23 protein-coding genes and 1 tRNA gene are annotated in these 26,704 nt (G+C 45.5%); 12 read left to right on the top strand and 12 right to left on the bottom strand.

All coding sequences use genetic code 11. The features are described from left to right. Positions 1 to 53: 53 nt before the first annotated feature. From hypE to EAO36_RS02665, 3 genes are read right to left on the bottom strand one after another with little or no spacing between them, the layout of a single operon-like run. Positions 54 to 1,055: a hydrogenase expression/formation protein HypE gene (gene hypE, locus EAO36_RS02675; protein WP_120947646.1), complete on the bottom strand. Its 1,002-nt coding sequence runs from the start codon at positions 1,053 to 1,055 to the stop codon at positions 54 to 56. Continuing rightward, positions 1,031 to 3,304: a carbamoyltransferase HypF gene (hypF, locus tag EAO36_RS02670; protein WP_162983247.1), complete on the bottom strand. Its 2,274-nt coding sequence runs from the start codon at positions 3,302 to 3,304 to the stop codon at positions 1,031 to 1,033. Before hypF ends, hypE begins: the two co-directional genes overlap by 25 nt. Next, positions 3,282 to 4,283: an agmatine deiminase family protein gene (locus EAO36_RS02665; RefSeq protein ID WP_120947644.1), complete on the bottom strand. Its 1,002-nt coding sequence runs from the start codon at positions 4,281 to 4,283 to the stop codon at positions 3,282 to 3,284. Before EAO36_RS02665 ends, hypF begins: the two co-directional genes overlap by 23 nt. A 48-nt stretch (positions 4,284 to 4,331) precedes the next feature. Between EAO36_RS02665 and tsaD the strand changes: the two genes are divergently transcribed. Next, entirely contained in the window at positions 4,332 to 5,369 is a 1,038-nt protein-coding gene (gene tsaD, locus EAO36_RS02660; protein ID WP_120947642.1) for a tRNA (adenosine(37)-N6)-threonylcarbamoyltransferase complex transferase subunit TsaD, read from the top strand. A gap of 44 nt (positions 5,370 to 5,413) precedes the next feature. Then, a complete protein-coding gene (locus EAO36_RS02655) occupies positions 5,414 to 7,009 on the top strand; it encodes a methyl-accepting chemotaxis protein (protein ID WP_120947640.1) in 1,596 nt (531 codons plus the stop codon). A gap of 91 nt (positions 7,010 to 7,100) precedes the next feature. Here the strand turns inward: EAO36_RS02655 and EAO36_RS02650 are convergent, their stop codons facing one another. From EAO36_RS02650 to feoB, 3 genes are all read right to left on the bottom strand, one after another. Then, complete coding sequence (locus EAO36_RS02650; protein WP_013890551.1) at positions 7,101 to 8,105, bottom strand: formamidase; 1,005 nt, start codon at positions 8,103 to 8,105, stop codon at positions 7,101 to 7,103. 129 nt (positions 8,106 to 8,234) lie between these two features. Then, the gene (locus EAO36_RS02645) at positions 8,235 to 8,735 is read right to left on the bottom strand and encodes a ferritin (RefSeq protein ID WP_120947638.1); all 501 of its coding nucleotides are present in this window, start codon (positions 8,733 to 8,735) and stop codon (positions 8,235 to 8,237) included. A gap of 106 nt (positions 8,736 to 8,841) precedes the next feature. Then, positions 8,842 to 10,956, bottom strand: a complete 2,115-nt coding sequence (gene feoB / locus EAO36_RS02640) for a ferrous iron transport protein B (RefSeq protein WP_120955673.1) — start codon at positions 10,954 to 10,956, stop codon at positions 8,842 to 8,844. 106 nt (positions 10,957 to 11,062) lie between these two features. Between feoB and EAO36_RS02635 the strand changes: the two genes are divergently transcribed. The 10 genes from EAO36_RS02635 to EAO36_RS02590 are packed head-to-tail and all read left to right on the top strand — an operon-like array spanning position 11,063 to position 20,308. Then, a complete protein-coding gene (locus EAO36_RS02635) occupies positions 11,063 to 12,040 on the top strand; it encodes an RluA family pseudouridine synthase (protein ID WP_120955672.1) in 978 nt (325 codons plus the stop codon). Further along, the gene (locus EAO36_RS02630) at positions 11,991 to 13,238 is read left to right on the top strand and encodes a fibronectin type III domain-containing protein (RefSeq protein WP_185962983.1); all 1,248 of its coding nucleotides are present in this window, start codon (positions 11,991 to 11,993) and stop codon (positions 13,236 to 13,238) included. Before EAO36_RS02635 ends, EAO36_RS02630 begins: the two co-directional genes overlap by 50 nt. 6 nt (positions 13,239 to 13,244) lie before the next feature. Next, complete coding sequence (locus EAO36_RS02625) at positions 13,245 to 14,429, top strand: class I SAM-dependent methyltransferase (protein WP_120947821.1); 1,185 nt, start codon at positions 13,245 to 13,247, stop codon at positions 14,427 to 14,429. Next, complete coding sequence (locus EAO36_RS02620; protein ID WP_120947630.1) at positions 14,422 to 15,093, top strand: cell division ATP-binding protein FtsE; 672 nt, start codon at positions 14,422 to 14,424, stop codon at positions 15,091 to 15,093. The genes EAO36_RS02625 and EAO36_RS02620 overlap by 8 nt, the downstream gene beginning before the upstream one ends. Next, positions 15,080 to 15,889: a cell division FtsX domain-containing protein gene (locus tag EAO36_RS02615; protein ID WP_120947628.1), complete on the top strand. Its 810-nt coding sequence runs from the start codon at positions 15,080 to 15,082 to the stop codon at positions 15,887 to 15,889. Before EAO36_RS02620 ends, EAO36_RS02615 begins: the two co-directional genes overlap by 14 nt. Continuing rightward, positions 15,886 to 17,136, top strand: coding sequence for a murein hydrolase activator EnvC family protein (locus EAO36_RS02610; protein ID WP_120947626.1), 1,251 nt, complete (start codon positions 15,886 to 15,888; stop codon positions 17,134 to 17,136). Before EAO36_RS02615 ends, EAO36_RS02610 begins: the two co-directional genes overlap by 4 nt. 52 nt (positions 17,137 to 17,188) lie before the next feature. Continuing rightward, the gene (locus tag EAO36_RS02605; protein WP_120947624.1) at positions 17,189 to 17,587 is read left to right on the top strand and encodes a flagellar protein FlaG; all 399 of its coding nucleotides are present in this window, start codon (positions 17,189 to 17,191) and stop codon (positions 17,585 to 17,587) included. An 18-nt stretch (positions 17,588 to 17,605) separates the two neighbouring features. Beyond that, positions 17,606 to 19,690 (top strand): flagellar filament capping protein FliD, encoded by a 2,085-nt coding sequence (gene fliD, locus EAO36_RS02600; protein ID WP_120955671.1) that lies wholly within the window; start codon positions 17,606 to 17,608, stop codon positions 19,688 to 19,690. Positions 19,691 to 19,701: 11 nt separating this feature from the next. Next, entirely contained in the window at positions 19,702 to 20,085 is a 384-nt protein-coding gene (gene fliS, locus EAO36_RS02595; RefSeq protein WP_006018226.1) for a flagellar export chaperone FliS, read from the top strand. Then, positions 20,063 to 20,308, top strand: a complete 246-nt coding sequence (locus tag EAO36_RS02590) for a hypothetical protein (protein ID WP_235852349.1) — start codon at positions 20,063 to 20,065, stop codon at positions 20,306 to 20,308. The genes fliS and EAO36_RS02590 overlap by 23 nt, the downstream gene beginning before the upstream one ends. A 27-nt stretch (positions 20,309 to 20,335) precedes the next feature. Here EAO36_RS02590 and EAO36_RS02585 read toward each other — a convergent pair whose 3' ends face one another. From EAO36_RS02585 to EAO36_RS02560, 6 genes are all read right to left on the bottom strand, one after another. Beyond that, positions 20,336 to 20,917 carry an outer membrane beta-barrel protein gene (locus EAO36_RS02585; RefSeq protein WP_120947618.1) on the bottom strand — a complete coding sequence of 194 codons (582 nt, stop codon included), beginning with the start codon at positions 20,915 to 20,917 and terminating at the stop codon, positions 20,336 to 20,338. Continuing rightward, positions 20,914 to 23,964 (bottom strand): efflux RND transporter permease subunit, encoded by a 3,051-nt coding sequence (locus EAO36_RS02580; RefSeq protein WP_120947616.1) that lies wholly within the window; start codon positions 23,962 to 23,964, stop codon positions 20,914 to 20,916. Before EAO36_RS02580 ends, EAO36_RS02585 begins: the two co-directional genes overlap by 4 nt. A gap of 9 nt (positions 23,965 to 23,973) precedes the next feature. Continuing rightward, entirely contained in the window at positions 23,974 to 24,669 is a 696-nt protein-coding gene (locus EAO36_RS02575; RefSeq protein WP_120947614.1) for an efflux RND transporter periplasmic adaptor subunit, read from the bottom strand. Between the two features lie 10 nt (positions 24,670 to 24,679). Beyond that, entirely contained in the window at positions 24,680 to 25,927 is a 1,248-nt protein-coding gene (locus EAO36_RS02570) for a TolC family protein (RefSeq protein ID WP_120955677.1), read from the bottom strand. Between the two features lie 176 nt (positions 25,928 to 26,103). Next, positions 26,104 to 26,180 (bottom strand) — tRNA-Arg (locus EAO36_RS02565). A 78-nt stretch (positions 26,181 to 26,258) separates the two neighbouring features. Next, entirely contained in the window at positions 26,259 to 26,567 is a 309-nt protein-coding gene (locus EAO36_RS02560) for an HU family DNA-binding protein (protein WP_120955670.1), read from the bottom strand. Positions 26,568 to 26,704: the final 137 nt, after the last annotated feature.

The raw sequence follows: 26,704 nt of genomic DNA, 5'->3' as shown, positions 1-26,704 counted from the left end.
TGTTATTATTAAATGTTTATATAACAAACGGAGGGTGTTGAGGAAATGGCGGATTAACAAATTCTAGGCAATAATTCGCCTTCAGGCATTTCTAAATAACGCCTAGAACCCCAAGCATTTTTTAAATATACACAAGGTTTTTGGGTCTTGCCCAACACTCTACCTATGATCGCAGGCGCGCCTCCATTGGCTTGGAGCAAATCGCATATTGGGGGTGCATGGGGTGTATCCACACATAGTACGCACACCCCCTCATTTGCCAAAACATAGGGTTCTAGCCCCAAAATCTCACACACCCCCCGCACCTCTTCTAAGATCGGGATTTTGCGCTCCTCAATCTCAATCTCCACTAAAGAGGCGCGCGCCCACTCATGGAGCAGGGCTGCTAACCCACCCCTCGTGGCATCACGCAAGGCATAGAGAGAATACCCACTTAACAAAACAGGTTCTAACAAGCCAAAGAGTTGTTGGCAATCACTTTGCAATGCAGAGTGTAACCCAATTTCATGGCGTAAGGAAAAAAGCAACGCCCCATGGCTACCGATGGGGGCACTCAAAATTAAGCTTTGACCCTCTTTGAGATTTTTAGCACTCAAAGCAGGACAAACCACACGCCCTAAAGCGGTGGTGTTGATAAAAATCTTGTCCATGCTATTTTTGGGTAGAACTTTTGTATCCAAAGATAAAAGTTTGAGTTTACCCAACCTTAATTGTGTGCGGACAGACTCTAAAATACGCTCCAAAGTGGCTATTTGCAAGCCCTCCTCTAGCATAAAGCCCATGCTCAAATACTCCGGCCTAGCCCCCATCATCGTAACATCATTGGCACTCCCACACACACTCAGCTTACCAATATCCCCTCCAGCAAAAAAAAGCGGATCGACCACAAAGCTATCCGTGCTCATTGCAAAATCCCCACTCCCACTAAAAACCCCACCATCCTCCCCATCAGCCACTAAAAACTCTTGTAAATAGGGCTTAAACACCCGCTCAATGAGTTCTAGACTCTCCTTGCCCCCATTCCCACAACTCAATGCGACTTGTTTAAAATCCATGTTTGCTCCTTTTGTTGGTTGGCTAAAAAATGCGCCTGCCCAAAAGCCAATGCCCCATCATTGCAAGAGAGAAGTTTGGGCATGAAGAACACCCGATGGGTAAAAAGAGTCGTGATATGCTCACATAAAAGGCGGTTGGCAAAGACTCCACCCCCAAAGAGCATGGGCAGATTGTGCCGTTTAGCTAGAGCTAGGGCGATGTGGGCTAGTGTATTGTGGAATTTTCTAGCCACTAGAGGGGCTTGGTTGCCTAAAATCTCGTGCTCGATCGCTTCGAGCATGGGCGTGCCCATAACGGGGCGATCTTGCAGGCTAAAGGGATAAAAATCCAGACTCTCCGTTGTGCTTGCCAAACTCTCTAATTGTGCCGCGCTTTGCCCCTCATAGGTGTTAAACTCCCCCACCCCACAAAAACTCGCTATGGCATCAAAAAGCCGCCCTAAAGAAGTGGTTGGGGACACTTGGATTTTTTGATCCAGCATACCTTTAAGGGCATTAGCACGCGCACCCAAAGGCTTTTCAAGGCGTGCTAAGAGTCTGGTCAAGCCGTGTTGGTAGGCCAGACAATAACCGATGGTGCAGGCATCTTGGATCAAGTTGGGGGCTTTTGGAATCCAAAAGCGTTGCAAGGACAACAGATGTTCTACCTGCCAAAAGCCCCTAAAATGGGCTTTAAAAACCTCGCCTCCCCAAAGTTCTTGATGGTCCCCTAGCCCACTCCCATCGCACACAAGCCCCAAGACTTCCATGCCTTCCAAAGGGGGGTGTTCTAGCTCCCATTCGCCCAATAATGCATGCATGTGCGCTTTATGGTGCTGGATAGGCGTGCATGTTGCCTTGCATTCTAGGGCTTTTTCTTGCCCGATTTGACTAGAAGTGTATTGGGGGTGTTGGTCAATGCCGATGGTTTGTGGCAAACCATAGAGTTTGCTATAAAAATCCCAATCTTTGTGGTAATTTTGGATACTCTCTACACTCTCTAGCGCACCCGTCTCTGGGATCACCAAACTGGATTCTCGACTCCAGCACAAACTGGTCTTATTATGCGCGCCCATGCCCACAAGAGATATGGGGCTTTCTAGGGGCATGTATAGGGGAGATAGCCCTCTAGCCAGACGCACAATGCCCATTTGCTTGCCCACACAACGCAAAATGCTATCTTCAATCCCATGCAAAATGGGGCGGCTGTGATCTAAAATGCCCTCTAAGTCAAATTTGGCGCGCAGAGTTTCTAACTCTGTGATGATGGGCTCGCCCTTTAAATTGGCACTGGTGAAAATGAGGGCTTCAAAGAATTGCAAAAGCAAGTGGTGCAGGCCGCTATAGGGGAGGATAATCCCTAGAGTATTGAGATTAGGGGCTACATGGTCATAACAAGGGCTTTTTTTATGGGCCAGCACAATGGGGGCACTAGGGGCTTGGAGGGCTTCTAATTCTAGGGGGTTTAAATGCACCAAAGCGTGTGCCACTGCTGTATTTTTTACCATCAAGGCTAGGGGTTTTTTAGGGCGGCACTTCAAGGCACGCACCTTTTGCACTGCTTGCCTATCTTGTGCATGGCATACCAAGGCAAAGCCACCAATGCCCTTCAAAGCGATCACTTGACTTTGTCGGATAGCTTGTATCGCACGCTCTAGGGGCCGGTCTGTGTGTTTGCCCTCTTGATCATAAAAGCTAAGTGTGATAGGGCAATGCGGGCATGAGAGGCTTTGGGCAAAAAAGCGGCGACTCTGGGGGTTATGGTAATCTTTTTGGCAAGCAGGGCACATCACCAAATCACGCATAGAAGTTTGGGCGCGATCGTAGGGCAGAGTGTGCAATAAACTAAATCTAGGGCCACAATGCGCGCATGCTACAAAGGGGTAGTTAAAAAAGCGACTCTTGGGGTTGGCTAGATCTTGCAAACACAGCTTGCAGGTAGCTAAATCTAGGGGCAGGGTATCTTTCAAACTGAGTGAGGGGGTTAGGCTGGGGGCGATTTTAAAATCTTGCGTGTGGATTGGGGGTATGTCTTGGCACTCTATGGCGTTAATCTGTGCTTGTAGGGGTTTATGGGTATCTAGTTGGGCCAAAAATAAGGTTTTTAGTTCTGCTTGTAAAACCACCTCCACCTGCCCACCTCTATTGCGCACAAAGCCACACGCACCTAACTCTTTGGCCAACTGATAGACAAGGGGCCTAAAACCCACCCCCTGCACTTGCCCGCTGATGATGATTTGGACAAACTTAGTAGAGTTGCATGGTGGCACAATGCAAGCTCCCATTTTCTCTAATGAGCACGGAACAATCCACGCCCACAACCTCTAAACCTGTGTGTTGTTGTAAGATTTTAAGCACTGGGGCATCCATCGGATCGTTATAGATGGGGGCAAACAAAACCTTTTGTCCGCCTTTATTGGCGAATAAAAAATTCGCATAGGTGGCAGGTAGCCGTCTTCCTTGATGGTATTTGGGGTAGGGTAGGGGTAAAGGCACGAGGTTATAACGCTTGCCTTTCAAAGTCCTAAACTCCTTTAATTGTTTTTCCATCGCTTTTAGGGGCTGGTAGTGGGAGTCGTGAGGGTCATTGCAGGTTACATAGGCGATTGTATTGGGGTCTAAAAAACGCGCTAAGGTGTCAATATGCCCATCGGTGTCATCGCCCTCCAAGGGATTCACATCTAACCACAAAATACGCTCTACACCTAGCTCTTGCTTGAGAATCGCACTGAGCTGGTTTTGATCCTTGTTAGGGTTGCGTTCTGGGTTGAGCAAGCAAGATGTTGTGGTGAGTAAAGTCCCCTCCCCATCGCTCTCTACACTCCCGCCCTCTAGCACCAAATCCACAAATCTTAAGGGGTGTTTTAAAAGTCCTTTTTGGGCTAGTTTGGAGCTGATGGCATTATCTAGGTGGGCACTGTGCTTCCCCCCCCAAGCATTAAAGATAAAATCCAAGTAAAGCATCACCTTATTGGTCTCCACGCATAGGGGCCCAAAGTCGCGCGTCCAAGTGTCATTGCACTCCACCAAGACGATTTGCACTTGGTTAAAACGCGCGAGGCGATCTTGGGTGGCAGAATCATCAGGGGACACGCACACCAAGACATTTTGGTAACGACTAATGGTCTCGATGATGTCATAAAAACACTTTTGCGCATCAGCCAAACACCCGATCCAATCACTAGACACATGGGGAAATGCCATTAAAATCGCACTTTGTTCTTCCCATTCGGCTTTAAATCTTTTCATAGAAACCCTTGTAGTATAATCATTTTATTATACCCTAATGGAGACTGGATGCTTTTAAGCATTGAAAGTAGTTGTGATGATAGTTCGTTGGCTTTGACCAATTTAGAGGCTAAATTGCTCTGGCATGCCAAGATGTCCCAAGAGAATGATCACAGCCCTTATGGGGGTGTAGTTCCCGAGCTGGCCTCACGCTTGCATGCTAAAAATCTCCCAGATCTCTTGAAACAAGCCCAATCTTTTCTACAAACACAAGGGTATTCTCTAAACTCTCTAAAAGCCATTGGTGTTACCACGCGACCCGGGTTAAGTATTACGCTTTTAGAGGGTTTGATGATGGCCAAAGCCCTGTCTTTAAGCCTCCAGATTCCGCTAATCTCTATCGATCACCTCAAGGGGCATATTTATTCGCTCTTCATCAACCAAAGGGCTATCTTCCCTATCAGCACCATGTTAATCTCTGGGGGGCACACGCTCATTATCGAGAGTTTTGACCACACCCACATGCAAATTGTCGCCCAAAGTCTGGATGATAGTTTGGGGGAGAGTTTTGACAAAGTGGCTAAGATGTTGGGTTTGGGCTATCCGGGCGGGCCAGTGGTGGAGAGATATGCCCAAGAGTGCCCCCCGGGGCTAGAATTGGACTTCCCCCTGCCTTTAAAAGCCTCCAAAGCCCTAGCCTTTAGCTTTTCGGGTTTAAAAAATGCCGTCCGCTTGGCTATTTTAAGCGAGCAAGAAAAAACGCCTAAGCTTGCAGAAGAATTTAAAGCGCGGGTGTGTGCGGGGTTTCAAAAAATTGCATGCACGCATTTACTCAAGGTTTTAAAGCGTTACTTCCAAAAACAACGAATCCAAAATTTTGGGCTGGTGGGGGGTGCTAGCGCGAATCTGTATCTTAGAGAGAAAATCCAAGCACTCTGCGAGCAATTTGGCATGGCACTGCATCTAGCACCCTTAGAGTTTTGCACAGACAATGCTGCCATGATTGGGCGTTTAGCCGTGCAAAGTTACCAAATGCAGGAATTTAGCTGTTTAGAGGATTTAGACATTGCCACACAAACCATCTTGCCCGTTGTTTGTTTGTCTTAAAACTTATTATTTTGGTAAAATGCTAAAAACGATAGGAGATCGCTGTGTTTAGAAGTTTGCAGGTTAGGGCTTCGTTTTATCTGATTATTTTGTTATCTCTCTTTGCTCTTTTGGTTTTTACTCTTATCCAAAGAGATTATGCCAATTTGGCTGAATTGCAAGGCCGCACGGTGGCTAAGAGTTTGAATGCCTCCATTATCAATACCATCGTGCAAGCCATTGCCGTAGGGACTAAGGAGGCGATTTATAAAGCTATTGATGATAGCAACCACTTGCCCGGTGTGCAGATGAAGTTTTATCCTGGAGAAGGAGACATCCGCCTTTTTGGACTCAACGAAGCTTTTACACAAAACCCGGAGATTTTAAAATATTTTAACGATCCCAAGACTCCCCAACAGGTGCTCGTGCGCGGAGAGGGAGCAGATAGGCATGTGATCGTGTGGCAACCCTTAGTAGGCGATAAATCTTGTGTGGCTTGCCACACCAACAATAAGCCCGGGGACATGATTGGGGTGATGGAGGTCAAGCTTTCTTTGCAAGAAGCCTATAAAAACGCTAGCTTTTTTAGCGTGAAAACTTTGAGCTGGATGGTGGGTGTGTCCTTGGGGATCATCATCTTGTTGTTGCTGGTGGTGCAAAAAGATGTTATTAGACCCTTAAATAAACTTAAAGACACCGCTCGGGATTTGGTCTCCTCGCAAGAGGCGGATTTGACCAAGCGTTTGAATTATAAAAGCAGAGATGAAATTGGTTTGGCTACGGGCTTTGTCGATCAATTCTTAGGCAAAATCGCCGACATTATCAAAGTTGGGAAAGGCATTGTGGAGGATAATAACCGCGTAGGGGACGCGCTCAAGGATTCGACCAAAGCCCTAGGGCAAGCAGCACAGAAAGAATTGGCATCGGTGGAGAATTTGAAGGACATCAACCACCAAGTGAGTGAGAGTTTGGAATTAGCCCAAGATAACTTGCATAGCACGATTGACAATTTAGATAAAACCGGTGTTGTACTCAACGAATTTATCAGCAAGATTCAAAATTCAGTCGATCTAATCTTGGTCTCTGTGCAAAGCCAACAAGAGATTGCCACCGATTCGACCTCTCTAATCCAGCATGCTACAGAAATTAAAAATGTGCTCTCCATCATCGAAGAGATCGCCAACCAAACCAATCTCTTAGCCCTCAATGCGGCTATTGAGGCCGCCAGAGCGGGCGAACATGGACGGGGCTTTGCGGTGGTGGCTGATGAGGTGCGCAACCTAGCAGGCAAGACCCAAAAGTCTTTGGGTGAGATCACTGCCATGGTGAATATGGTAACCCAGAGTATTGAGAGCATGGGCGATCGCATCCAAAATGTCGCCACACAATCTAAAGAGGTCTCAGATAAAACCTCGCTCCTCGTCGGCGATGCCAAGAATGCCAAGGATAATTTGACCTTGACCAAAGAAAAATCCCAAAACACCGTGGATCAAAATAAAGTGGTGTTGGCTAAAATGGAAGAGCTCAACCAAGTGATCAGTGAATTTACCAATATCTTTGCGGAGGTTAGGAATGTGCGCAAAGGACTTGAGGAACACAGCTTGCAAATTGTTACCAAAAACCAAGAGCTAGAAGGTGAGTTTAGGAAGTTCAAAGTCTAGCTACGCCGACCCACTCAGGGTGGGCGGGATTTAAAACTTGGAGGGGGACTAGGACCTTTGAGCAGGTCCTAGCAAAAGCACAGATTAAGAGTTATTTTCCAAAACGTCCACCGGTGGTGGGATAGCCGTAGATGGAGCCATCTTTGATTTTCATGTGGTCTTCCCAAGGCAATTTGTATTTGCCAGCGGCGAGGTCTTTAATGTAGGTCAAGCCTGCATCGGATTCGCCTCCCGGTTTAGCCACATAACCGCGGTGGCCGAGGTTGTAAATGTTGTTTTCCAAGCCCCAGCTTAGGCGGGCATTGTCTGCCATTTTGGGATAAATCTCGCCAGTAACGATTTCCCATGGGTTGCGATGCCCTTGCACAAGAGTGGTGCCATCGAAGTTACAGATTTGCCCTTCACCAAAGTAGTAAAAGACATTGTCATAGCCGGCCAAATTCACGCTCACAGTGTACATGAGGTTGTGCCACGCGTTGGAGCGGTTGGTTAAAATCCATTGGTCATTGACTTGCGTACTATAACCTGAGATGCGGATATAAACATTGCACCCCTTATAGGCAGCTTCACGGGCAAGCTCGGGGATCATGCCATCGTGGCAGATACACACGGCAAGTTTTGAGCCTCCGGGGCCATCGCACACAGGCATGCCCAAATCCCCGGGATACCAAGGCTCAATGGGATTCCATGGGAAAAGTTTGCGGTATTTTAAGATAATCTCACCCTGTGGATTGATGATGATGGCGGTGTTGTAGGGGTTTTTGTTGGCATCAGGATTGCGCTCCATGATGGAAAACACCCCATAAACTTTGGCCTCTTTACACGCCTTGGCATACATCTCGGTTTCTTTGCCCGGAACATCTAGCAAAAACTCCTCACTCAGCCATTTAGCAGTGTTTAGCCCTTGTGTGCTGTATTCGGGGAAAATGATGAGCTCCACGCCCGGATAGCCCGCTTTTGTAGCGTGCAAAGTTCTAATGATGCTCTCAATGTTGTGGTCAATGTCTTTGCGGCTATTGACAACGGGGACAGGAAACTGAATGGCTGCGACCAAAAAACCCTCAATGGGCTTACCCATACTTCCGATGCTTCCCATGAAAAAACTCCTTGTGACTTTTTTTGCAATATTGTTATTGCAAAAAAAATATTAAAACAGGAGCACTAATACAAGGTAAATCGTGCACTAATCATAAAGTGAATGCCCCCGGAGGGGCTTTGATGGGGATTATTTTTTGTCCTTGGCAAGGCTTTTAATGTATTGATCGGCCAGATACAAGCCATGCCCGCTTTCACCCATCAACTGGACTTTGTCCAAGATGTTTTTAAACAACACTTCTTCCTCGTGCTGTTCAGCCACATACCATTGCAAGAAGTTAAAGGTGGCATAATCTTTGTCTTTCAACATGTTATCCACCAAGCTATTAATGGAGTGGGTAATGTGTTGTTCGTGCTTATAAGCCTTTTCAAAGATTTCCACCAAACTTTTAAACTCGTGTTCGGGGGCTTTGATTTCTTTCAAATGCACGCCCACTTCGTTTTCATTGAGGTAGGTGATGATCTTGGTGGCATGCGCGTATTCATCGCTAGCATGGTCAAACAAGAACAAACCAGCTCCATCAAAACCATGGGTATAGCACCATGAACTCATGCTGATGTAAAGATTACCAGAGTAAAACTCCTCCATCACCTGTGCATTCAGCATTTTGATTGTTTCCTTAGGCAACATACTAAAAACTCCTTTGTTTGAATTTGTCCCATTATTATAGCATAAATGAGAAAACAAAGTCAAGCTTTTGGAGTTATTTTTCCTAAAAATTGTTATATTTTAATAATCACAAGAAGACTCCCAAGATAAATTGGGTGGCATAGTAAGCAATAAGCGAAAAACAATAGGCGACCGCTGTTGTGAAGACAAACAAGTAGAACACAAATTTAGCCCCCCCTGCCTCTTTACCAAAGGTGATCGTGGCTGCAAAGCAAGGGATATAAAACATCACAAAAACAATGAAGGCGATCGCTGAGGGCGTGCTCACGCTCTCTTTGAGGGCTTTTTTGAATAAAATGGAGTTTGCGCCCTGATTATTTAAAGAGTGCAACACACCCAAAGTGGAGACCACCACTTCCTTAGCCATAAAGCCCGTTACCAACGAGATTGAAAGTTTCCAATCAAAGTCCATGGGCTTAAAAATCCCATCCATCAAAGTCCCCAAGCGCCCCACTAGACTATTCTCTAGCGTGCTTTTTTGCAAGTTCTCCTCTAAAGCCTCTAGGGCTTGGGTTTTTTGGGCTTCATTTAGATCGCTTTGTTCAATCTTGGCATGTTGTTCTTGGTAAGCCTGTAGGACTTGGGGGTTTTTGGGGTATTGGGAGGCAAACCAGATGATCACCGCCCCGCCTAAAATATAAGTGCCCGCCTTTTTCAAATAAGAGATCGATTTAGTGTAAATGCTAAACCAAACCACCTTAACGCTGGGTATGCGGTATTTGGGCATCTCCATCACAAAGGATTCTTCTTTACCTCTAAAGACACTCAGTTTTAAGAATTTGGCCATTAATAACGCCACCACAGCCCCTAAAATATAAATGCCAAAGAGCACGAATCCGGCGTATTTATCGGGAAAAAACGCCCCCACAAAGAGCACATAAATAGGTAGTCGTGCGCTACAACTCATAAAACCGATCACAAAGAGTGTGATTAATCTTTCGTGTTGGTTTTGCAAAGTGCGGGTTGCCATGTAGGCGGGCACTGAACAGCCAAAGCCCGTAACAAGGGGGATAAAACTCTTGCCATGCAAACCAAATTTATGGAAAATGCCATCTAATAAAAAGGCTACGCGACTCATATAGCCAGTCGCCTCTAAGAGCGAAATACCCAAGTATAAAACCACAATCAAGGGTAAAAAGGAGATCACTGCCCCCACTCCCCCAATGATTCCATCGCCTAGCAGAGAGCCCAAGTTGCTATCATTGGCATGTTCTTTAATGGCTGTGCCCAAAAATGCAAAGGCATCATCAACATAGGTTTGCAACCCCCCACCCACTAAGAAGCTCAAGGAGAATACCAAAAACATCAAGGCTAGAAAAATTGGCAAGCCATAAACGGGGTGCATGAGATATTTGTCAATTTGTTGGGTGCGTTGGGTGGTCTGTGTTTCTTTAAAAGAGACCACTTGCTGGCTTAGGCGTTTGCAAAAGCCTAGAGCCTCTTGACTTAAAATGAGAGGAATTGCATTTTCTCCAAAAGAGGCACTCAACTCTGTCTTGGCTTCTTGGCAATACTTGAAAGCCTCTTGCTGGGGGGGCTGTAAGCTCCCTTGTAGTAAAAGCCACGCATGCTGCCTGGGGTTTAAAAGAGAGTGGTGCAGGTGCTCCAAACTCTCTAGTTTTTTGGCTAGTGCATCTAAGGCATTCTCAAACTTAGGGCTATAGGTGATTTTAGGGGGGCTGTAAGTTTTGTGGTGTGTGTCGATGATGTGTTCCAAGAGTTTTTGGATATTAAAGTAAGAGTGTGCTGAGGTGGGGATGCAGGGGGTGTTGAGGGCTTGAGACAAGCGTTCTAGATCAATTTCTAAGCCCTCTTTGAGTGCCTCATCCCACATGTTGAGTGCCATTAAAACCTTGTGTCCCGTGTTTAAGAGCTGGAGACTCAACGCCAAATTGCGTTCTAAATTGGTGCAATCCAACACATTTAAGATCAGATCGTAATGCTCGTTTTCTAAAAAATGCCGGGTAACCTTCTCCTCAATGGTAAAATCATTTAGGGCATAAATGCCGGGCAGGTCCACAATGACAATGGGGGTGTCGCCATAAAAAGTGTGGATTTCTGTTTTTTCCACGGTCACACCTGCAAAATTACCCACTTTTAAATGCGCCCCACTAATAGCATTGATCAGCGAGCTTTTACCCACATTAGGCTGTCCGACTAAGGCAACAATAATTTTATCCATTTTATTCCTCTAAAAATTGCTCTTATTATCAAAATACGGCTTATTATACCCATAAATATTTCTGCTAAAATCCTTTTAGCAATAAAAAGTTTATGAAAGGCTTGTTTTGCCAAAACAGACTTGGATCGTGGATCAAAAGGACCGCTTGGATACTTTTTTAAGCACTAAACTCCAAGTGGCTAAAAATCAAGTCCTCCAACTCATCAAAGCTGGTTGTGTGCGCCTCAATGGGGGGGCATGTAGTAAGGGGGGAGTGGGCGTAAAATTGGGAGATGTTTTGGAGATTTGGAGTATCCAGCCCCAAGAAAGCCAGCCTTTGAGCCTGCCACCCCTAGATTTGGAGATCATTTACGAAGATGAGGATATTTTGGTGATCAATAAACCCCCTCATTTGGTTGTTCATCATGCTAGCAGTGTCAAAGAGGCAACTTTGGTGGATTATTTGCAGGCTAGGGGCTATGCGCTCTCAACTCTGAGCGGGGCGTTGCGCTATGGGATCGTGCATCGTTTGGATAAAGACACAAGCGGGGTATTGGTGGTGGCTAAGAACAACGCCAGCCATGCGCATTTGGCAACCCAGCTGAAAAGCAAACAAATGGGGCGTTATTATTTGGCCATTCTCTCAGAACCTCTGAATAATCCGGTGAGTGTGGCATGCCATTTGGGCCGCCACCCCAACAACCGCTTGAAAATGACCAATTTAGATGCGCTCAGAACTCCCATTAGGGGTGGCAAAATGTCTAAAACCCATTTTGTGCCCTTAATCACAGGCACTAACCAGACCCAGCTTATTTGTGCCAAATTAGAAACCGGACGCACCCACCAAATCCGCGCGCACTTGGAAAGCCTGAATCGCCACATCGTAGGCGATCCACTATATGGGCAAAAAGATAGCTACGCAGGACGCATTTTATTGCACGCCTACTTGCTTTATGTCACCCACCCAAAAGATGGGCGCAAACTTCTTTTTAAAGCCAACATGCTAAAGGATATGCTACAATATTTAGAAAATCACTTTGAAGGGATGAGTTGGGATGGGTTGGAAAGCAGTATTGGTGACTTGTTTGGCAGTATTGCTGGTTAGTTGTGCACCTACAAGGAAGAATAATGTTCTCTCATTTTTTGGGAAAAAAGAAGAGACCCTTAATCCGAACTTACCTATTGTGCAGGGGATTAAAACCATCGATGATGTGCAGTCTGTGGGATTTGAATGGCAACCTGTGAGCAATCCGGGACTCATTGATGGGTTTGTGCTCTACCGCATGCAAGCCGATCAAAGCTTTAGGCGCGTGGCGATTGTGCGTAATCCGCTAGCCACGCATTACTATGATGATGGACTCACCCCCCAAACCCAATATTACTACCAAATTGCCACCATTGGTAAAAACGGTGGAATCTCGCGCGCCTCCGAAACAATTAGTGTCCGCACTTCCTTTATTAATCCGGTGGAGAGTGTTTTTGCTAGCCATGTCGAGCCCAAGGAGATCAAGGTTTTTTGGAGCCCGCACCCAAATCCAAGCATTGATAAATACATTATCCAGCGGGAGGGGAGCGATGGCAAATTTTCCAATATTGGGGTGGTGAAAAATAGACTGTATGTGGAGTATTTTGATAAGGATTTGCCCGATGGGAGCGCATATCGTTACCGCGTGATTGCCGAGAGTTTTGAAGGGGCTAAGTCTTTGCCCAGTGCTGTAGTAACAGGCAGGACAAAAGAGCCCCCAATAGGGGTAACTAGCGTGCAAGCCAGCAATAACCTCACGCGTAAAATCCAGCTGAGTTGGACTCCCTCTGATCAAAAAGATGTGGTGTCTTACCGCATTTATGCAGCTAATAAAATGGACGAACGCTTTAAAAACATCGCTGAAACCAATGATACCAGCTACTTAGATAATGTCGATGCAGATGGGGTACAGAGATTTTATAAAGTCGTGGCAGTGGATAAATACAATCTTGAAAGCGCGATGCCCACAACAGCAATTCAGGGCATGACATTGCCCCGCCCAGCCACACCCATGATCACAAAGGGCACAATTGAGGATGGGCAGGCTATCATCGAGTGGCAACCCATCCAAGATGGGCGGGTTAAGGGCTATGCTGTCTATCGCTTTGATGGCAATTCCAGTTCTAAGCCCTTGCGTTTTGGGGATATTACCAAGACTCGTTTTGTGGATAACAACATGGTGAGTGGGCAAAAATACCGCTACCAAGTGGTGAGCGTCGATGGAGCTGGCTTGGAGTCTAATCCGAGTAAAGAAGTGGAATTGCGCTTGGATCGCTAGTTGTGCATGCCGCACTTGTTTGCTTCTTTGGCTAAATTGCCTGATTTCCCCTTTGAGAGTGAGGGGTTTGTTTTCTTATACCGCGCTTGTAGTTTGAGAGATGCGCATCTGAGCGCGATTCGTGTCCAAAAGCAGGGACTCTATGGGCTCTATGATTTTTGTATCTTACAAATCAAACAAAAAGGGGGAGACTTATTCAAGGCGCAAAAATCTACACGCCCTCTCCCAGTGGGTGTCTTGCAAAAAGCCTTGCAAATTTTGGCGCGCTTTTGCAAGGTGTCTTATTCTAATTTGGGCACGCCTAGCCCATATTTTGAAAGCCCCTTTTTGATCCATTGGGATCGCTTTGCATTCCCCCAATCCTACCACCTAGAAATTGGTTTTGGTTCAGGGCGGCATTTGCTCAACAAAGCCCAAAAAAACCCACAAGAAACCTATATCGGAGTGGAGATTCACACCCCCTCTTTAGAGCAAGTCTTGCGCCAAATTGAACTTTTAGGGCTTAAAAATCTCTACCTGGCTCAAGCTGACGCGCGCGCGCTGTTAGAAATCTTGCCCTCAGGCTGTTTGGGCTTGGATGTGCATTTTCCCGTGCCTTGGAGCAAGAGCCCTAATCGGCGTGTGATGAATCCCCAGACCTTAGAGCACATGCGCGCAATTTTATGCAAAAATGCGTGGTTGTGGCTAAGGAGCGATGATAAACCCTATTTCCAACAGAGTTTGCAACTGGTTTTAAGCTTGCCTTGTTGTGATCTGCAAGTTTGCAAGAATATAGATCAAGATATGGTATTGAGCAAATACGAGGCGCGTTGGAGGCGGCAACAAAAAGATATTTGGGATTTAAAATTGCGCGTCTTAAACCCCATTAATCGCTCTTACCTGCCCTTTTCATTAGATGCACCCCTGCACTTTAAAGCACCCACCAAACAAGAACCTCTGCATTTGTGGCAACAAAAGGCGTGGATACAGGAGAATTGTTTTTTAAATATTCAAGATGTGTTAGAATATGAAAATTTGTGGTTATTGGTGTTGAGCTTGGGGGACTTGCTCACCCCCTTAAATAAAATGGTCGTTGTGGATCGCAAAAAGGGCACGATCGAGTATATCGGGGGCTTACCGCTCAATACAAAAGCCCACAGACAAGCGCACCAACATTTGCTAGAGATTTTGCAGGAGGAGAATTGTGGCTAGTATCATTGTGGCTAAAGATTTGTGTTTGGGGTATAAAAAAGATGAATGGGTGATCAGGGGGGCAAATCTGCGTATTGAACGTAAGGATTTTGTGTTTATCTCGGGGGCTAGTGGGAGCGGGAAGAGCACTTTATTGCGCTCGCTCTATGGGGATTTGCCCATGATGGGCGGGAGCTTAGAGGTGTGCAATATCAATGTCAATCGGGCTTCTAAGACCTTTATTAATGAGTTAAGACGCAATATTGGTGTGGTGTTCCAAGATTATAAGTTGATTGAGGAATGGACTGTGGAGCAAAATATTAAATTACCCATGACCATCAATGGCTATAAAAAAGATGAATGCAACATCCAAGCTGAAAAACTCTTAGCCCATGTGGATTTGCTCTACAAGTCTAACCGCTACCCGCTGGAACTTAGTGGGGGGGAGCAACAACGCGTGGCGATGGCGCGCGCGATTGCCCACAAGCCCTTTTTAATCTTAGCTGATGAGCCTACGGGTAACCTTGATGATTATTCAAGCGATATGATTTGGAGCTTGCTTAAAGGGGCTAACAAACAACTAGACATCACGATTGTGGTGGTGACGCATAGGATTCCCAGTAGTTTTAATATCCCTTACCGCAAAATTTACATCAAAGACGGGGAGATTCATGAATACACTTAAAGAACATTTGGGTTTTTTGTTGCCTTTAATGGCTTTGCTCTTTAGCTTGGAAAGCATTTTATTTATCAATCGTGCCGTCAATATTAGAGAAGAAAAGCTTTCTAAGAGCTACACAATCACCATTGCCAGCAAGCAAAAGCTCACACTGCCCTTTTTAAAGCAAAATATCAAAGAGAGTGCTATACTCACCCTCATTGATCCTGACATGCTTTTAGAAAAGCTCCAACAAAATTTAACCCAAACCAATATCACCAATATCAAAAAAAATCTCCCCTATTTTTACTCGCTCAAACTAGCCATCTTCCCCACCTCAGCACAACTCCAGCAAATCCACCAAAAGCTTTTAAAAATCCCGGGGGTGGAAAAAATCGAAGTCTTTAGCAAAACCCACGACCAAGAATACCGCCTACTACTCTTGCTCAAAAAAAGCATCATGGTTCTTGGCGTGCTTGTGGTGGCACTCTCAATCTTGCTCTTGATGAAGCAAGTGAGCGTGTGGAATTTGCAATATTCTAAGCGTATTGAGATCATGGAACTTTTGGGCGCACCCATGCGGATCAAAAACGGCTTTTTGTTCAAATTGGCTTTGGTGGATTCCATTTTGGCCAGCGCGGGGGTGCTGATCGGGAGTTTGTATTTATCCCTACAAGACAAATTCCAAGCGATCTTGCAAGCCCTAGAAATTAAGGGCGGTTTGTTTGTGTGGCAAGAAGATATGTTGATCTTTTTAGGCACTTCTATTGTGGTGTCCTTAATGTGTGTGTGGGTGGTTGTAATCCAAAGGAGAGTGGCATGAAAGCCTTAAGGCTTTTGGGTTTAATGGGTTTATTTAGCATGGGCTTGTTGGGCAATAAGGGGACAGGTTTAGAGGACATCAACCGCAATATCATGCTCAATCAAAATAAATTAGAGGAGACCACTCTAGAAAAAACCAAATTGAGCAACCATTTAACCAGCTTGGGCAATGCCATCAACCAAAAATACCAGCAAAGCCAAGAATTATCCCAACAAATCCAAGCCCTCCAAAGAAGCATTGAAAAAAACCAAGCACAAAACTTGCTCCAAGAAAAATCTCTCGAACAACACCGCTCCTTGCTAAATAGTTTAAAAAAGGATCGCCACCAAATCCAAGATGCCGTTACAAGCGTGTTGCTTAAAGATTTATTATTTGTCTTGATCTTGGAACAAGAGAGTTCGGCAAACCCGGAGGATTTGATCTTGCAAGAAATCTTCAAGCATGTTAATCAAGACTCCAAAATCAAATTAGCCGACTTGAATCTCAAAGAAGAGCAGATCAATAGCAAAATCACCCAAATCACCCAAAGTATCAACCAAATCAATAAAACCATCGGGGTACAAAAAGATCGCCAACACAATTTAGAAATCATGGTTTCAGAACAACAGAAGTTAATCGCAACTATGCGCGCTGAATTAGCCATTTATAACAAAAAATTAACTGCTTTAGACAAGGAACGCAAAGAACTCGATCAGCTCCTAGCCTCTTTAAATATTATCAAACGCAATAAAGAAAAAGAACTAGAAAGAGAACAGCAAAACAAGCAAAAAGCACCGCGTGCAATCGGGGGTATCCAAGCCCCTTTAGAGGTGCGGCAGGTGGCTAATTCTTACCGCGATATTGTTACTATCGCTTACAATGGTCCTAAGACCATCGCCCCCCTAGCTAATTATAAAATCGTGCAAAAATTTGGGCCTTACTTTGATCCGGTCTATAAACTCAAGGTCTTTAATGAATACATCACGCTTGTTTCTACAAAACCCAATGCGGTCGTGCGGAGTATCTTTGATGGGCGGGTGGTCTATGCTAAAGAAGTGCCGATCTTAAAAAAAGTGATCATCATTGAGCACAAGGGGGGCATGCACACGATTTATTCCCAGCTAGATAAAATCGCCCCCACGATCAAGCACGGCTTACGGGTGCAAAAGGGCTATGTGATCGGGCGTATCGATCAACGCCTAAGCTTTGAGGTTACCATAAAGGACAAACACATCGATCCTTTGGAGATCATCGCCCAAACACATTAAAAGTAACAAAGACATGCCGATCTCAAAACGAGCGTTTTGAAAGGAGAGTTCCATGTCAGTTGAAACCATTAATTTTACAAAACAACCTCATTTATTACAAGCAGTCCCGCAAGTCAGTTCGATCAACATGGAGGAGCATAGCGATTTACTACGGCCCATTGCCAATAAAGCAGATTTGAAAAAAGTAGAGAAGGCAGAACAAGATGCCAATAATGCCCTGTTGCTAGAGGAACAGGATTTGCAGAAACTGAGCAAGGAACTCAATAGAGAGATGAAGCGCATCCACTCTAATTTGGTCTTCAAATACAATGAGGAGATTGGGAGTTTGGTGGTGGTGGTTAAGGATAGTAAGGGTGAGCACATTATCCGCGAAATCCCACCTCAGGGGATGGTGCGCTTGATGGAGAAGATGCGCGACATTGTGGGGATTATTTTTGATAAAAAAGGCTAGGTGTCTTTGGAGTAGAAAATGGGTGTTGGGAAACTAAGTTCTTTAGGGATTGGGAGCAAGGTCTTAAATTACGATGTGATCGACAAGCTCAAGGCGGCTGATGAGAAGACCATGATCGCCCCTATTGACAAAAAAATGGAAAATAATATCCAAAAGCAAAAAGCTTTGGTAGAGATCAAAAGCCTCATTTCCGCCTTGGAGTCTCCCGTGCAAGCCTTGAGCGACTACTCCACCTACACGGCTAGAAATAGCCATGTGAGTGGAGATGCGCTTAAAGCAAGTGTCAGTCCGGGGATTCCGCTCCAAAATATCAAAGTTGACGTTGAAAGCTTGGCACAGGGGGATATTAACGAGGTGGGGACGCATTTTCGCTCCCGAGATGATGCCTTTAGCCAAGCCAATACCAAGTTGCACTTTTATACCAATGGCAAAAATTACACCATTGACATCAAGGCGGGCATGAGTTTGGGCGATGTGGCCCAAGCGATCACCGATGGAAGCGATGGGAATGCGATGGGGATCGTGATGAAAACTGGAGGGGACAAACCCTACCAGTTGATGATCAACTCCAAAAACACTGGAGCCAATAGCCGTCTCTTTTTTGGCACAAGCGTGGTTTCGCATTTGAGTAGCGATGCACCCATCACTCTAAGCCTAGCTAGCGCGCCTAGCCCTGATGGCAAGACTCCAGCCAAAGCCGAGCATGATTTTTTTGTCAAAGTTTATGATGCCAATAACAAGCTAGTAGAGATCCCCATTGCCCTTGATTTGAGCACCGCTACGCCTGTGCCTAAGAAAAATGAAGTCTTGCGTGCAGCCATCCAAAAGGCCCTGGAAGATAACCCCGATACAAAGTCCTTAGTGGATTCCGGTCAGCTCAATGTAGAAGTGGTTGATGATGGCAAATCGCTCATTATCAATGACAAACGCGGGTTAGAGGTAGCCGTTGGGGGGGCTAAGGCTGGGGAGTTGGGCTTTGTCCAAGATAAATCCGAGAGTGGTGATCTGTTTAAAGCCACCACAGGAATCAAGCAGGGCAAGATTGAGGGCACGATCCGCATCAATGATCACGACATCAATCTCGGGGCAATTACCTTGATAGGTAATTCTAGCACACAGAATGGGGAGGCAATTGTCAAAGCCATCAATGCCATTAAGGGCTTGCACGCTTCTATGGGAGCAGATGGTAAGTTGGTGCTCAATAGCGATAGCGGAGAGTTGCGCATAGCCGGTGTGGGACCTACCGGCAAGGCAGGTCTTAGGAATATTGGGCTCACAGAAGGGCTCACCCAAAACTACGCCCACACGCAAGGTCTCTTCGCACTTAAGAATCTCCAGAAGGCAGGCGATGCGAAATTCACCTACGATGGGGCGACCATCACCCGCCCCACTAACGAAGTCAATGATGTGATCAATGGTGTGTCTTTGAGCTTACTAGGCAAGACTGAGCCGGGCAAACCCGCTATTGTGAGCATCACTAGAGACAATAAAGCCATTGTCGATCATGTCAAAGAGTTTGTCAAAGCTTACAACGCCTTGATTCCCAAATTAGATGAGACCACCCGTTACGACCCCGATACTAGGATTGCCGGGATTTTTAATGGTGTGGGGGATATCCGCACGATCCGTTCCTCAATCAACAATGCCATCGCTTTTACACGCACCACTGAGAAGGGCGTGGATAGCTTGATGAAATATGGGATCATGTTTAATGAGAACGGGCAGTTGAGTCTAGATGAAAGCAAGCTGTCCAGTGCTCTTGGCACAGATCCTCAAGGTGTGCAAGACTTTTTCTATGGGTCTCAGGTAAAAAGCATGGGGGGCAAGGAGATTCACCAGGAGGGGATTTTTGAACGACTCGGTAAAGTTTTATCGCATTTAGTCGATGGTAGTAGTGCTAGCTTGAAAATATATGGAGACTCCTTAGAACAAGATGCTAAGGATTTGCGTCGTGACAAACAGAGCGCGATGGATTTGTTGAAAACTCGTTATGACATCATGGCGGAGCGTTTTGCCGCCTATGACGGGCAGATCTCCAAAGCCAACAAGTCATTTGATGCGGTGCAAATGATGATCGATCAAGCAACAGCCAAAAAGAATTAGTGAGGATGAAGATGTTTAAGGCAAATGCGTATAATCTATACCAGCAAAACTCTGTGAGTGTGGAGTCTCCGGCTAAACTGATTGAGATGCTTTATGAGGGTATCTTGAAATTCGCTGCCCAGGCTAAAAGGCACATGGAAGCCGATGATATTGAAAAAAAGATTCTCTATATCAATAAGGTCGCCGATATTTTTACCGAACTCTTAAATGTCTTGGATTATGAGCGTGGGGGTGAAGTGGCTGTTTATCTAACCGGGCTTTACACCCACCAGATCAAAACCCTCACACAGGCCAATGTGGAGAATGATAGCACTAAAATCGATTTGGTGATGGGGGTTGCTAGGGGCTTGTTAGAGGCTTGGCGGGAGATCCATGCTCATGAATTGGGTCGATGAGCTCAAGATCGCGCTTTTAGAAAACAACACGCAAAAAGCTTTTAAGCTGGTTGAAGAGTGCCCGCTCCTCAAAGAGGGTTGTAGCGATTTGCCCACTTTAGAGACCGCTAAAGCCCTTATCAGCACGACCATTGAACGACTCCAAGAGGAGCAACAAACTTTGGGCGTGCAGATGCGCCAACTCAAGGTCGCCCAAAGATTTTTAGAGATTTCTACAGACTAAAAAGCCAAGTTTTGCCAGCCAGTGGCATTAAAACAAATAAGCATAACTAGCCACCCAGTAGAAACGCTCCGAGTAGAATCCTTTCCCCATGAGTGCTTTTGTCTTGCCAAAGGGGATTTTAACCCCTAACTCCACGCGGTGTCTTTGCTCAATGGTGCTCCCCACGCCCACATTAAAAACCCCGTTATAACCCATAAAAGAGCGGTTGCTATCTGAGCTGACCAAAGTGGGGGCACCTTGAAAATACCCAAACCCCAAACCCGCATAAGCTCCAAAATAATATTTGCCTATCTTGTAAAAATCGCTCACCACATCCATATTGAGGCTTAAAAAGGAATGCACGAGGGTATGGAACGCTGTGGGCTTTAAACCCATGATATAACTCAAATCCACACGCAAAGTGGCATACTTCACCAAATCGTATTGATAACCTGCCCTGATCCCCCACAAAAAAGAATTTGTCCAAGGACGTTTGGGCGCAATGGAAAGTCTATAGGTTTCAAAACCGCTCATCACACCCACAAAAATATGGCTTTTATGCTGGATTTTCTCGCTAGTAGCACCCAATAACCCCACACCCAGCAAGAGTCCGCATATCCGTTTTATCATTTGCGATCCTGATAGAATCGCTTTAACTTGTCATCTAAAGGAGCTAATAAGCGATAGAAAATTGGCACGACCAACAAGCTTAATGCCATAGACACCAATAGTCCCCCACTCATCGCAATACCTATAGGCGACTTCATCGCCGAGCCCTGCCCTACAGCCAAAGCCAAAGGCAACATCCCACACACCATCGCGATCGTGGTCATCAAAATGGGTCGTAAGCGCGACTCACCGGCCAAAATGATGGCTTCTTCAATGCCATGCCCTTCTTTACGCCGATCGTTAGCAATGTCAATGATGAGCGTGGCGTTCTTGCCCACCATGCCGATGAGCAAAATCAGCCCCATTAAAGAGAACATGCTCATGGGCTGATGCACGAGCCCTAGCGCAAAGAATGCCCCTGAGAAACTTAGAGGCATGGTAACCATGATGATCAGGGGCTCTAAGAGCGACTCATAAAGGGCGGCCAAGATCATGTAAATGAGAATAAAGGCAGTGGCGATCGCCACGCCAAAGGCCTCATTAGTTTCTTTGAGTTTGTCTGAGTCGCCTGTAAAGCGGAAAGCTGCCCCTTTAGCCAGCCATTGATCTTGGTGCTTTTGCACTTGGCTTAAGAGTTCGCCTAAATCCACCCCAGTAGCGGGGCGGGCAAGCACAGTAACACTCCTTTGGCGGTTGTAGCGAGTGATATTGGAGGGTACTTTACGCTCAACGACTTCAATCAGCCCATCTAAAAACATCAGTTTGCCATCTTTGTTTTTGATCTGTAGCCGCTTGATGTCATCCATATTGATTTTTTTATTGGAGGGGACACGGATCACAATGTCATATTCCTTGCCATCCTCTTTAAAGTAGCTCACCCGATTCTCCCCTGAGAAGGCGTTGCTCACCACGCTCGCAATGTCTTGGGCACTCACGCCGTATTTGGTTGTGGCTGCCCTTAAAACGCGTAATTGGTATTGGGTTTGATAATCTGAGGTGTTGGTGTGGTAGCCTGCTACCTTGCCCTTCATCTCAGGGCTTTCTAGCAAGAATTTTTGGAGATTTGCCACGCTTTCATCCACGAGCTTTTGCGTGGGGCCATAGACATAGACTTGAAACGCCGAATTATCCCCCCCACCAATCAAAGGCACTTCGGCTAGATTAATGGAGGCAATGTCTTTAGCCTCTGGGATGGCCCTTAATTTGTGACGCATCTCCTCCATAATCACAAATTGGCTTCTTTTGTGCCCTTTTTTGAGCTTGACATAGAATTTACCTTTAAAGGTGCTTTGGATATTGCCATAACCCACTTGCATGGAGTCAAACTCCACATCAGGGTCCTTTTCAATCACGGCTTGTAAAGCTTTCATTTTGGCCAGCATCGCTTTTAGACTAATGTCAGTTTGTGCTTTGACATAGACATAAAACATGCCCCGATCTTCTTTTAACATAAACTCCATGCCCAGCTTACCAGCCACGTGCACAGAGCTAGCAAAAATCCCCGCCACGGCTAATCCCACAATCAATTTATGGTTTAAAAGCCAGCTTAATAACTTGGCATAAGATTGCTCCATTTTTTGGAAAAAGGGTTCTGTGCGCTTGTAAAATTTAGATTGCTCGGTGGATACGATGATAGAGCTTAACATGGGGATCACTGTAACCACCACAAAATAAGAAATCACAATAGCTAGGGCAACCGTGATCCCAAAGCTTTGGAAAAAGCGCCCCACAATCCCGCTCATGTTGCCCACAGGAATAAAGACAGATAAAAGCATTGCCGAAATGGCAATGATTGCAAAGGCGATTTCATGCACGCCCTCATAGCTGGCGGTTCTTTTGTCCATGCCCGCTTCTAGCTTTTTGTGGATATTTTCAATCACCACAATCGCATCGTCTATGATGATCCCAATGGAGAGTGTGAGCGCAACCATGGTCAGCATATTCAAAGAAAAGCCCATCCACTGGATGAGCGCGAATGTCCCCATAATGGAGATGGGGATACTCATTGCGGATACAAAGGTGATGGATAGACTACGCAAAAAGAAAAAGACTACAGAGATCGCTAAAATCCCCCCCAATATCAAGTCAAACTTGACATCTTTAATGGAGTGGCGGGTGTAATCGGTGGTGTCTAAAAAGGGGCGCAACTCATAGCCCGGGCTCACTGCGCGCATGGCATCCATTTCTTGATACACCGCATCCACAATTTTGATCTCATTGGCTCCGGCAATCTTTTGCACCTCTAAAACGATACCTTGATCGTGCTTGTAACTAGCATAAGTGATGTCCGGATCAATGCCCTTTTCAATCGTGGCGATGTCGGCTAGGCGAACATGGTTACCAATTTGGATATTAGCCAATTCTTCAAGGGTATAGCTATTGCCATCCACCAAAATGGCGTAGTTTTTCTTAGGACCAGTGATCTTGCCCCCGTCCATTTCTAGGTTTTGGCTTTTTAGGGCGTTGTAAAGGTCGGTGTAGGTCAAGCCATATTTGTTCATCAAACTTGGGTCGGCATAAATCCTCACTTGCTTTTCTTCAAAACCTTGTAATTGCACCCCACCCACACCCTCGATCTTTTGCAACATGGGTTTGATGATGTTTTTAGCATGATCGTTGAGCTCGGCCGGAGTCTTGGTCTTGCTGGTTAAAAAGATCGAGAGAATCGCTTGCCCACTGGTATCGACCTTATCGATGGAAGGGCGGCGGATATTGGGATCACCAAAACTCACGGAGGAAACTTTGTTGATGATGTCATTGAGAGCTACCGTGATGGGCTTTTCAAGCACAAATTCCACGACCACAATACTAATATTGCGCGCACTATTGGAAGTAACCTTCTTGATCCCATCCACACCCATGACAGCTTCTTCAATCTTGTCGGTTACTTTACTCTCCACAATGTCCGCACTCGCCCCCGGGTAAGCGGTTTTCACCACGATAATGGGGAAGTCAATATTGGGGAAGAGCGCAACACTGATTTTTTTGAGTGCCATCGTGCCAAAGAAGACCACCATGCACGCAAACATTAAGGTTGTGATGGGTCTTTGGATCGCAAACTTATACACAAAAGCCCCCTATTGGATAAAGCCATCCCCAAAGATGCCGGGGACTAGGGGGCTGTTGGCAGGCAGTAGGGCTTCTGCATTCACCTTGCGGGTGCTGACATCAATCGTGGGGTAAATCTTAGTGATCTTGACTTCTTTTTTCTCAGGTTTGCCATCGATGCTATAGATGAATCTATCCCCCACTTTGACGACAGGCAAATATTTCGAGTCAAACTCTAGCACAATCTTTACCCGCTTGCTCACCAATCTAAAAAGTACGGTGCTATTCGCACTAGTCCCCTCCCCTAGCTCAATATTCTTGCTAGCGATCACCCCATCAAAAGGGGCTTTTAAAATGGTCTTTTCCACCACCGAGAGGGCATAGTCGCGATCGTATTCGAGTTTTTTATAATCTGCATAATATTTGTCTAGCGTATTCTTATCCACGGCACGCCCGATTTTTTGGTAACGCGCATATTGTTTTTGCGTAAAGTCATATTGCTGGGTGATTGAATCGGCTTGGGCTTTCTTGTCCCTGTTATAAAGGGTTAAGAGCACATCGCCTTTTTTGACATGAGAGCCTACATCTACATAAATGGCATCCACAATACCCGCTGAATCTAATTTTAGACTGGCATCTTTGAGCGCGACCACATTAAAAATCGCATAAACCTCTTTTGCTTGGAGCCCTACCATCAAGAATAGGGCAATGAATATTAATCGCATACTGAATCCCTTAGCGCACATAATCTTGGATATGATGCCCACTATAAAAAATGTAATTGGCTTTTTGCATTTCGTAGTTGTTGAGAGATTGGTTATAGATTACTTCGGCATCAAAGCGTGTCCTTAGAGCCCTCAAATAGGTAGTAAAATCAACCAAATTGGCATTGTATTTTTTCTTAATGCTCTCATAGGCGATATTGGCAGATTTTAAGCTGGCTTCAGAGCTACGGATGCGCGATCGTGCCATGTCTAAAGACTTGCGGTAAAGTTCCACATCCTTGACTTGTTCCATTTTTTTATACATCAGATTTTTTTCTTGCGCCATTTGGTTTAAGCGCAGGTATTGTTTTTGCAAATTCAAGCCAATATCATTCAAAATGTTCAAGGTTACTACGACCCCCACGGTGTTTTGCTGGTTAGGGAACAAGTTTCCAAATCGGTTATCACTCCCCCGTGCAAAGGCAGGTTTTTGGATATAATATTGCCAGTCGTCATTAACATCAACGGTTGGGTAATAGTTGAGTTGTTTGTTTTGGTAGTGAATCGCCGTAATCTGTTCTCTTAGGGCGCGCAGATCTGCTCGCTCTTTTAATGAGAGAGTGGGAGAAAGTAGAGTGGTTCTCTTTAGAGAGGGAATCTTGCTATTGGTCAGATACTCTAAGGTCAAGCGGTTTTGCTCAATATCAAATTCCATTTGGGTAATATCATTTTCGCTAAGAGCCCCCTGTGCCTTTGCGCTCTCTAAATTATCAGCCGTGGTTAATCCTTGCTCAAAGAGTTGTCTGGTGCGCTCAATATCAGAACGCAACTCAGCTAATTTCTTTTTGGAGGCGACCAGCTGTGCCATGTTGTTGAAATATTGGTAATACTGCTGGACCACTTGCAAATAAATGCTTTGCTTGGTGTATTCCATATTGGCACTACTAGAGCGGTAACTGGCTGATTTTTCTTTGACATTATTAACATCGCTAAAGCCATTGAAGACATTGAGTTTTAGATTGGTGTTGAGTAATTGCATGTCGTATTCGGGATAAAAAGGCGTGTTTCTGTTGCGGTGGTTATAGGTGTAATTGCTACTCAAGGTGGGTAAAAACTTAGCCTTAGCAATGGCGTGGTTTTTGAGGGCTTGGCGCACTTGCAGGCGGGCTGCTTGGAGGGAATAGTTATTGTCTGCATTTTTGATTAAATCTGCCAAACCCAGCGCATGCCCTTGTGTATCGGCAAATTTGCGATCCTCCATATTTTCTAATTGTTTCATATTGGGGCCTAGATCATCTCCGGGGGGAGAATAGGTCTCTAATTCCAAACCCTGTAAATTCCAGCAAAAAGCCAATGCCAAACCGCCCTTAATCCATGAGAACCTCTTACTTTGGATTGGTAAAAAACGCAAAAAACCCACGACTAACTCCAATTTAAGCAACACACAAAAATGGGTGGTGTCCTTGGCGGGATTTGAACCCACGACCTTACGATTAGGAATCGTACGCTCTATCCAACTGAGCTACAAGGACCAATCCATCTAACAGAAAGCAACAACACCGGATTCTGAGTGTGATCCACACTCATCAAAAATCAGGCTTAAAGCTAAGCTACTTCTTCTTATTTACTTTGGGCTTCTTGTGCGCTGCCACCACATCTTTTAACAACTTACCGGGCTTGAACTTGGGGACCATTTTATCCGGTGTGCTATAGGTCTTATCGCTACCGGGCACCTTCCCGCTCTTGCCTTTTTGCAACGCCACTTCAAACTTGCCAAAACCTACCAGCTCCACACTCTCATGCGTGCCTAACACCTTTTCAATGGCTTTTACAAAACCATCTAACGCCTTTTCAGCGTCTTTTTTGCTCTCAAATTCACCCTCTTCCTTAAGTAAATCGACAAACTCCGCTTTTTTCATCTCAAACCTTTCTGACATGCTTAAAATACGGCAAGCATTATACTACAAAATGTAAATTTTAGGGAACAAAACCCGCTCCAACCTTCCTTTAGAGCCTTAAATCTCAAGGCAGACACCCCCCTTTAAGAGCGATTCAA

This window comes from Helicobacter mehlei (assembly GCF_003660265.1).
Taxonomy (GTDB): domain Bacteria; phylum Campylobacterota; class Campylobacteria; order Campylobacterales; family Helicobacteraceae; genus Helicobacter; species Helicobacter mehlei.
The sequence above is the reverse complement of the archived record's forward strand: the minus strand, read 5'-3'. Positions and strand labels throughout refer to the sequence as shown.

Coding starts and splice junctions, on each gene's coding strand:
- hypE (WP_120947646.1), bottom strand. CDS start 1,055: ATGGATTTTAAACAAGTCGCATTGAGTTGTGGGAATGGGGGCAAGGAG.
- EAO36_RS02665 (WP_120947644.1), bottom strand. CDS start 4,283: ATGAAAAGATTTAAAGCCGAATGGGAAGAACAAAGTGCGATTTTAATG.
- tsaD (WP_120947642.1), top strand. CDS start 4,332: ATGCTTTTAAGCATTGAAAGTAGTTGTGATGATAGTTCGTTGGCTTTG.
- EAO36_RS02650 (WP_013890551.1), bottom strand. CDS start 8,105: ATGGGAAGCATCGGAAGTATGGGTAAGCCCATTGAGGGTTTTTTGGTC.
- EAO36_RS02645 (WP_120947638.1), bottom strand. CDS start 8,735: ATGTTGCCTAAGGAAACAATCAAAATGCTGAATGCACAGGTGATGGAG.
- feoB (WP_120955673.1), bottom strand. CDS start 10,956: ATGGATAAAATTATTGTTGCCTTAGTCGGACAGCCTAATGTGGGTAAA.
- EAO36_RS02630 (WP_185962983.1), top strand. CDS start 11,991: ATGGGTTGGAAAGCAGTATTGGTGACTTGTTTGGCAGTATTGCTGGTT.
- EAO36_RS02625 (WP_120947821.1), top strand. CDS start 13,245: ATGCCGCACTTGTTTGCTTCTTTGGCTAAATTGCCTGATTTCCCCTTT.
- EAO36_RS02615 (WP_120947628.1), top strand. CDS start 15,080: ATGAATACACTTAAAGAACATTTGGGTTTTTTGTTGCCTTTAATGGCT.
- EAO36_RS02610 (WP_120947626.1), top strand. CDS start 15,886: ATGAAAGCCTTAAGGCTTTTGGGTTTAATGGGTTTATTTAGCATGGGC.
- EAO36_RS02605 (WP_120947624.1), top strand. CDS start 17,189: ATGTCAGTTGAAACCATTAATTTTACAAAACAACCTCATTTATTACAA.
- fliD (WP_120955671.1), top strand. CDS start 17,606: ATGGGTGTTGGGAAACTAAGTTCTTTAGGGATTGGGAGCAAGGTCTTA.
- fliS (WP_006018226.1), top strand. CDS start 19,702: ATGTTTAAGGCAAATGCGTATAATCTATACCAGCAAAACTCTGTGAGT.
- EAO36_RS02590 (WP_235852349.1), top strand. CDS start 20,063: ATGCTCATGAATTGGGTCGATGAGCTCAAGATCGCGCTTTTAGAAAAC.
- EAO36_RS02585 (WP_120947618.1), bottom strand. CDS start 20,917: ATGATAAAACGGATATGCGGACTCTTGCTGGGTGTGGGGTTATTGGGT.
- EAO36_RS02575 (WP_120947614.1), bottom strand. CDS start 24,669: ATGCGATTAATATTCATTGCCCTATTCTTGATGGTAGGGCTCCAAGCA.
- EAO36_RS02570 (WP_120955677.1), bottom strand. CDS start 25,927: ATGAAACAATTAGAAAATATGGAGGATCGCAAATTTGCCGATACACAA.
- EAO36_RS02560 (WP_120955670.1), bottom strand. CDS start 26,567: ATGAAAAAAGCGGAGTTTGTCGATTTACTTAAGGAAGAGGGTGAATTT.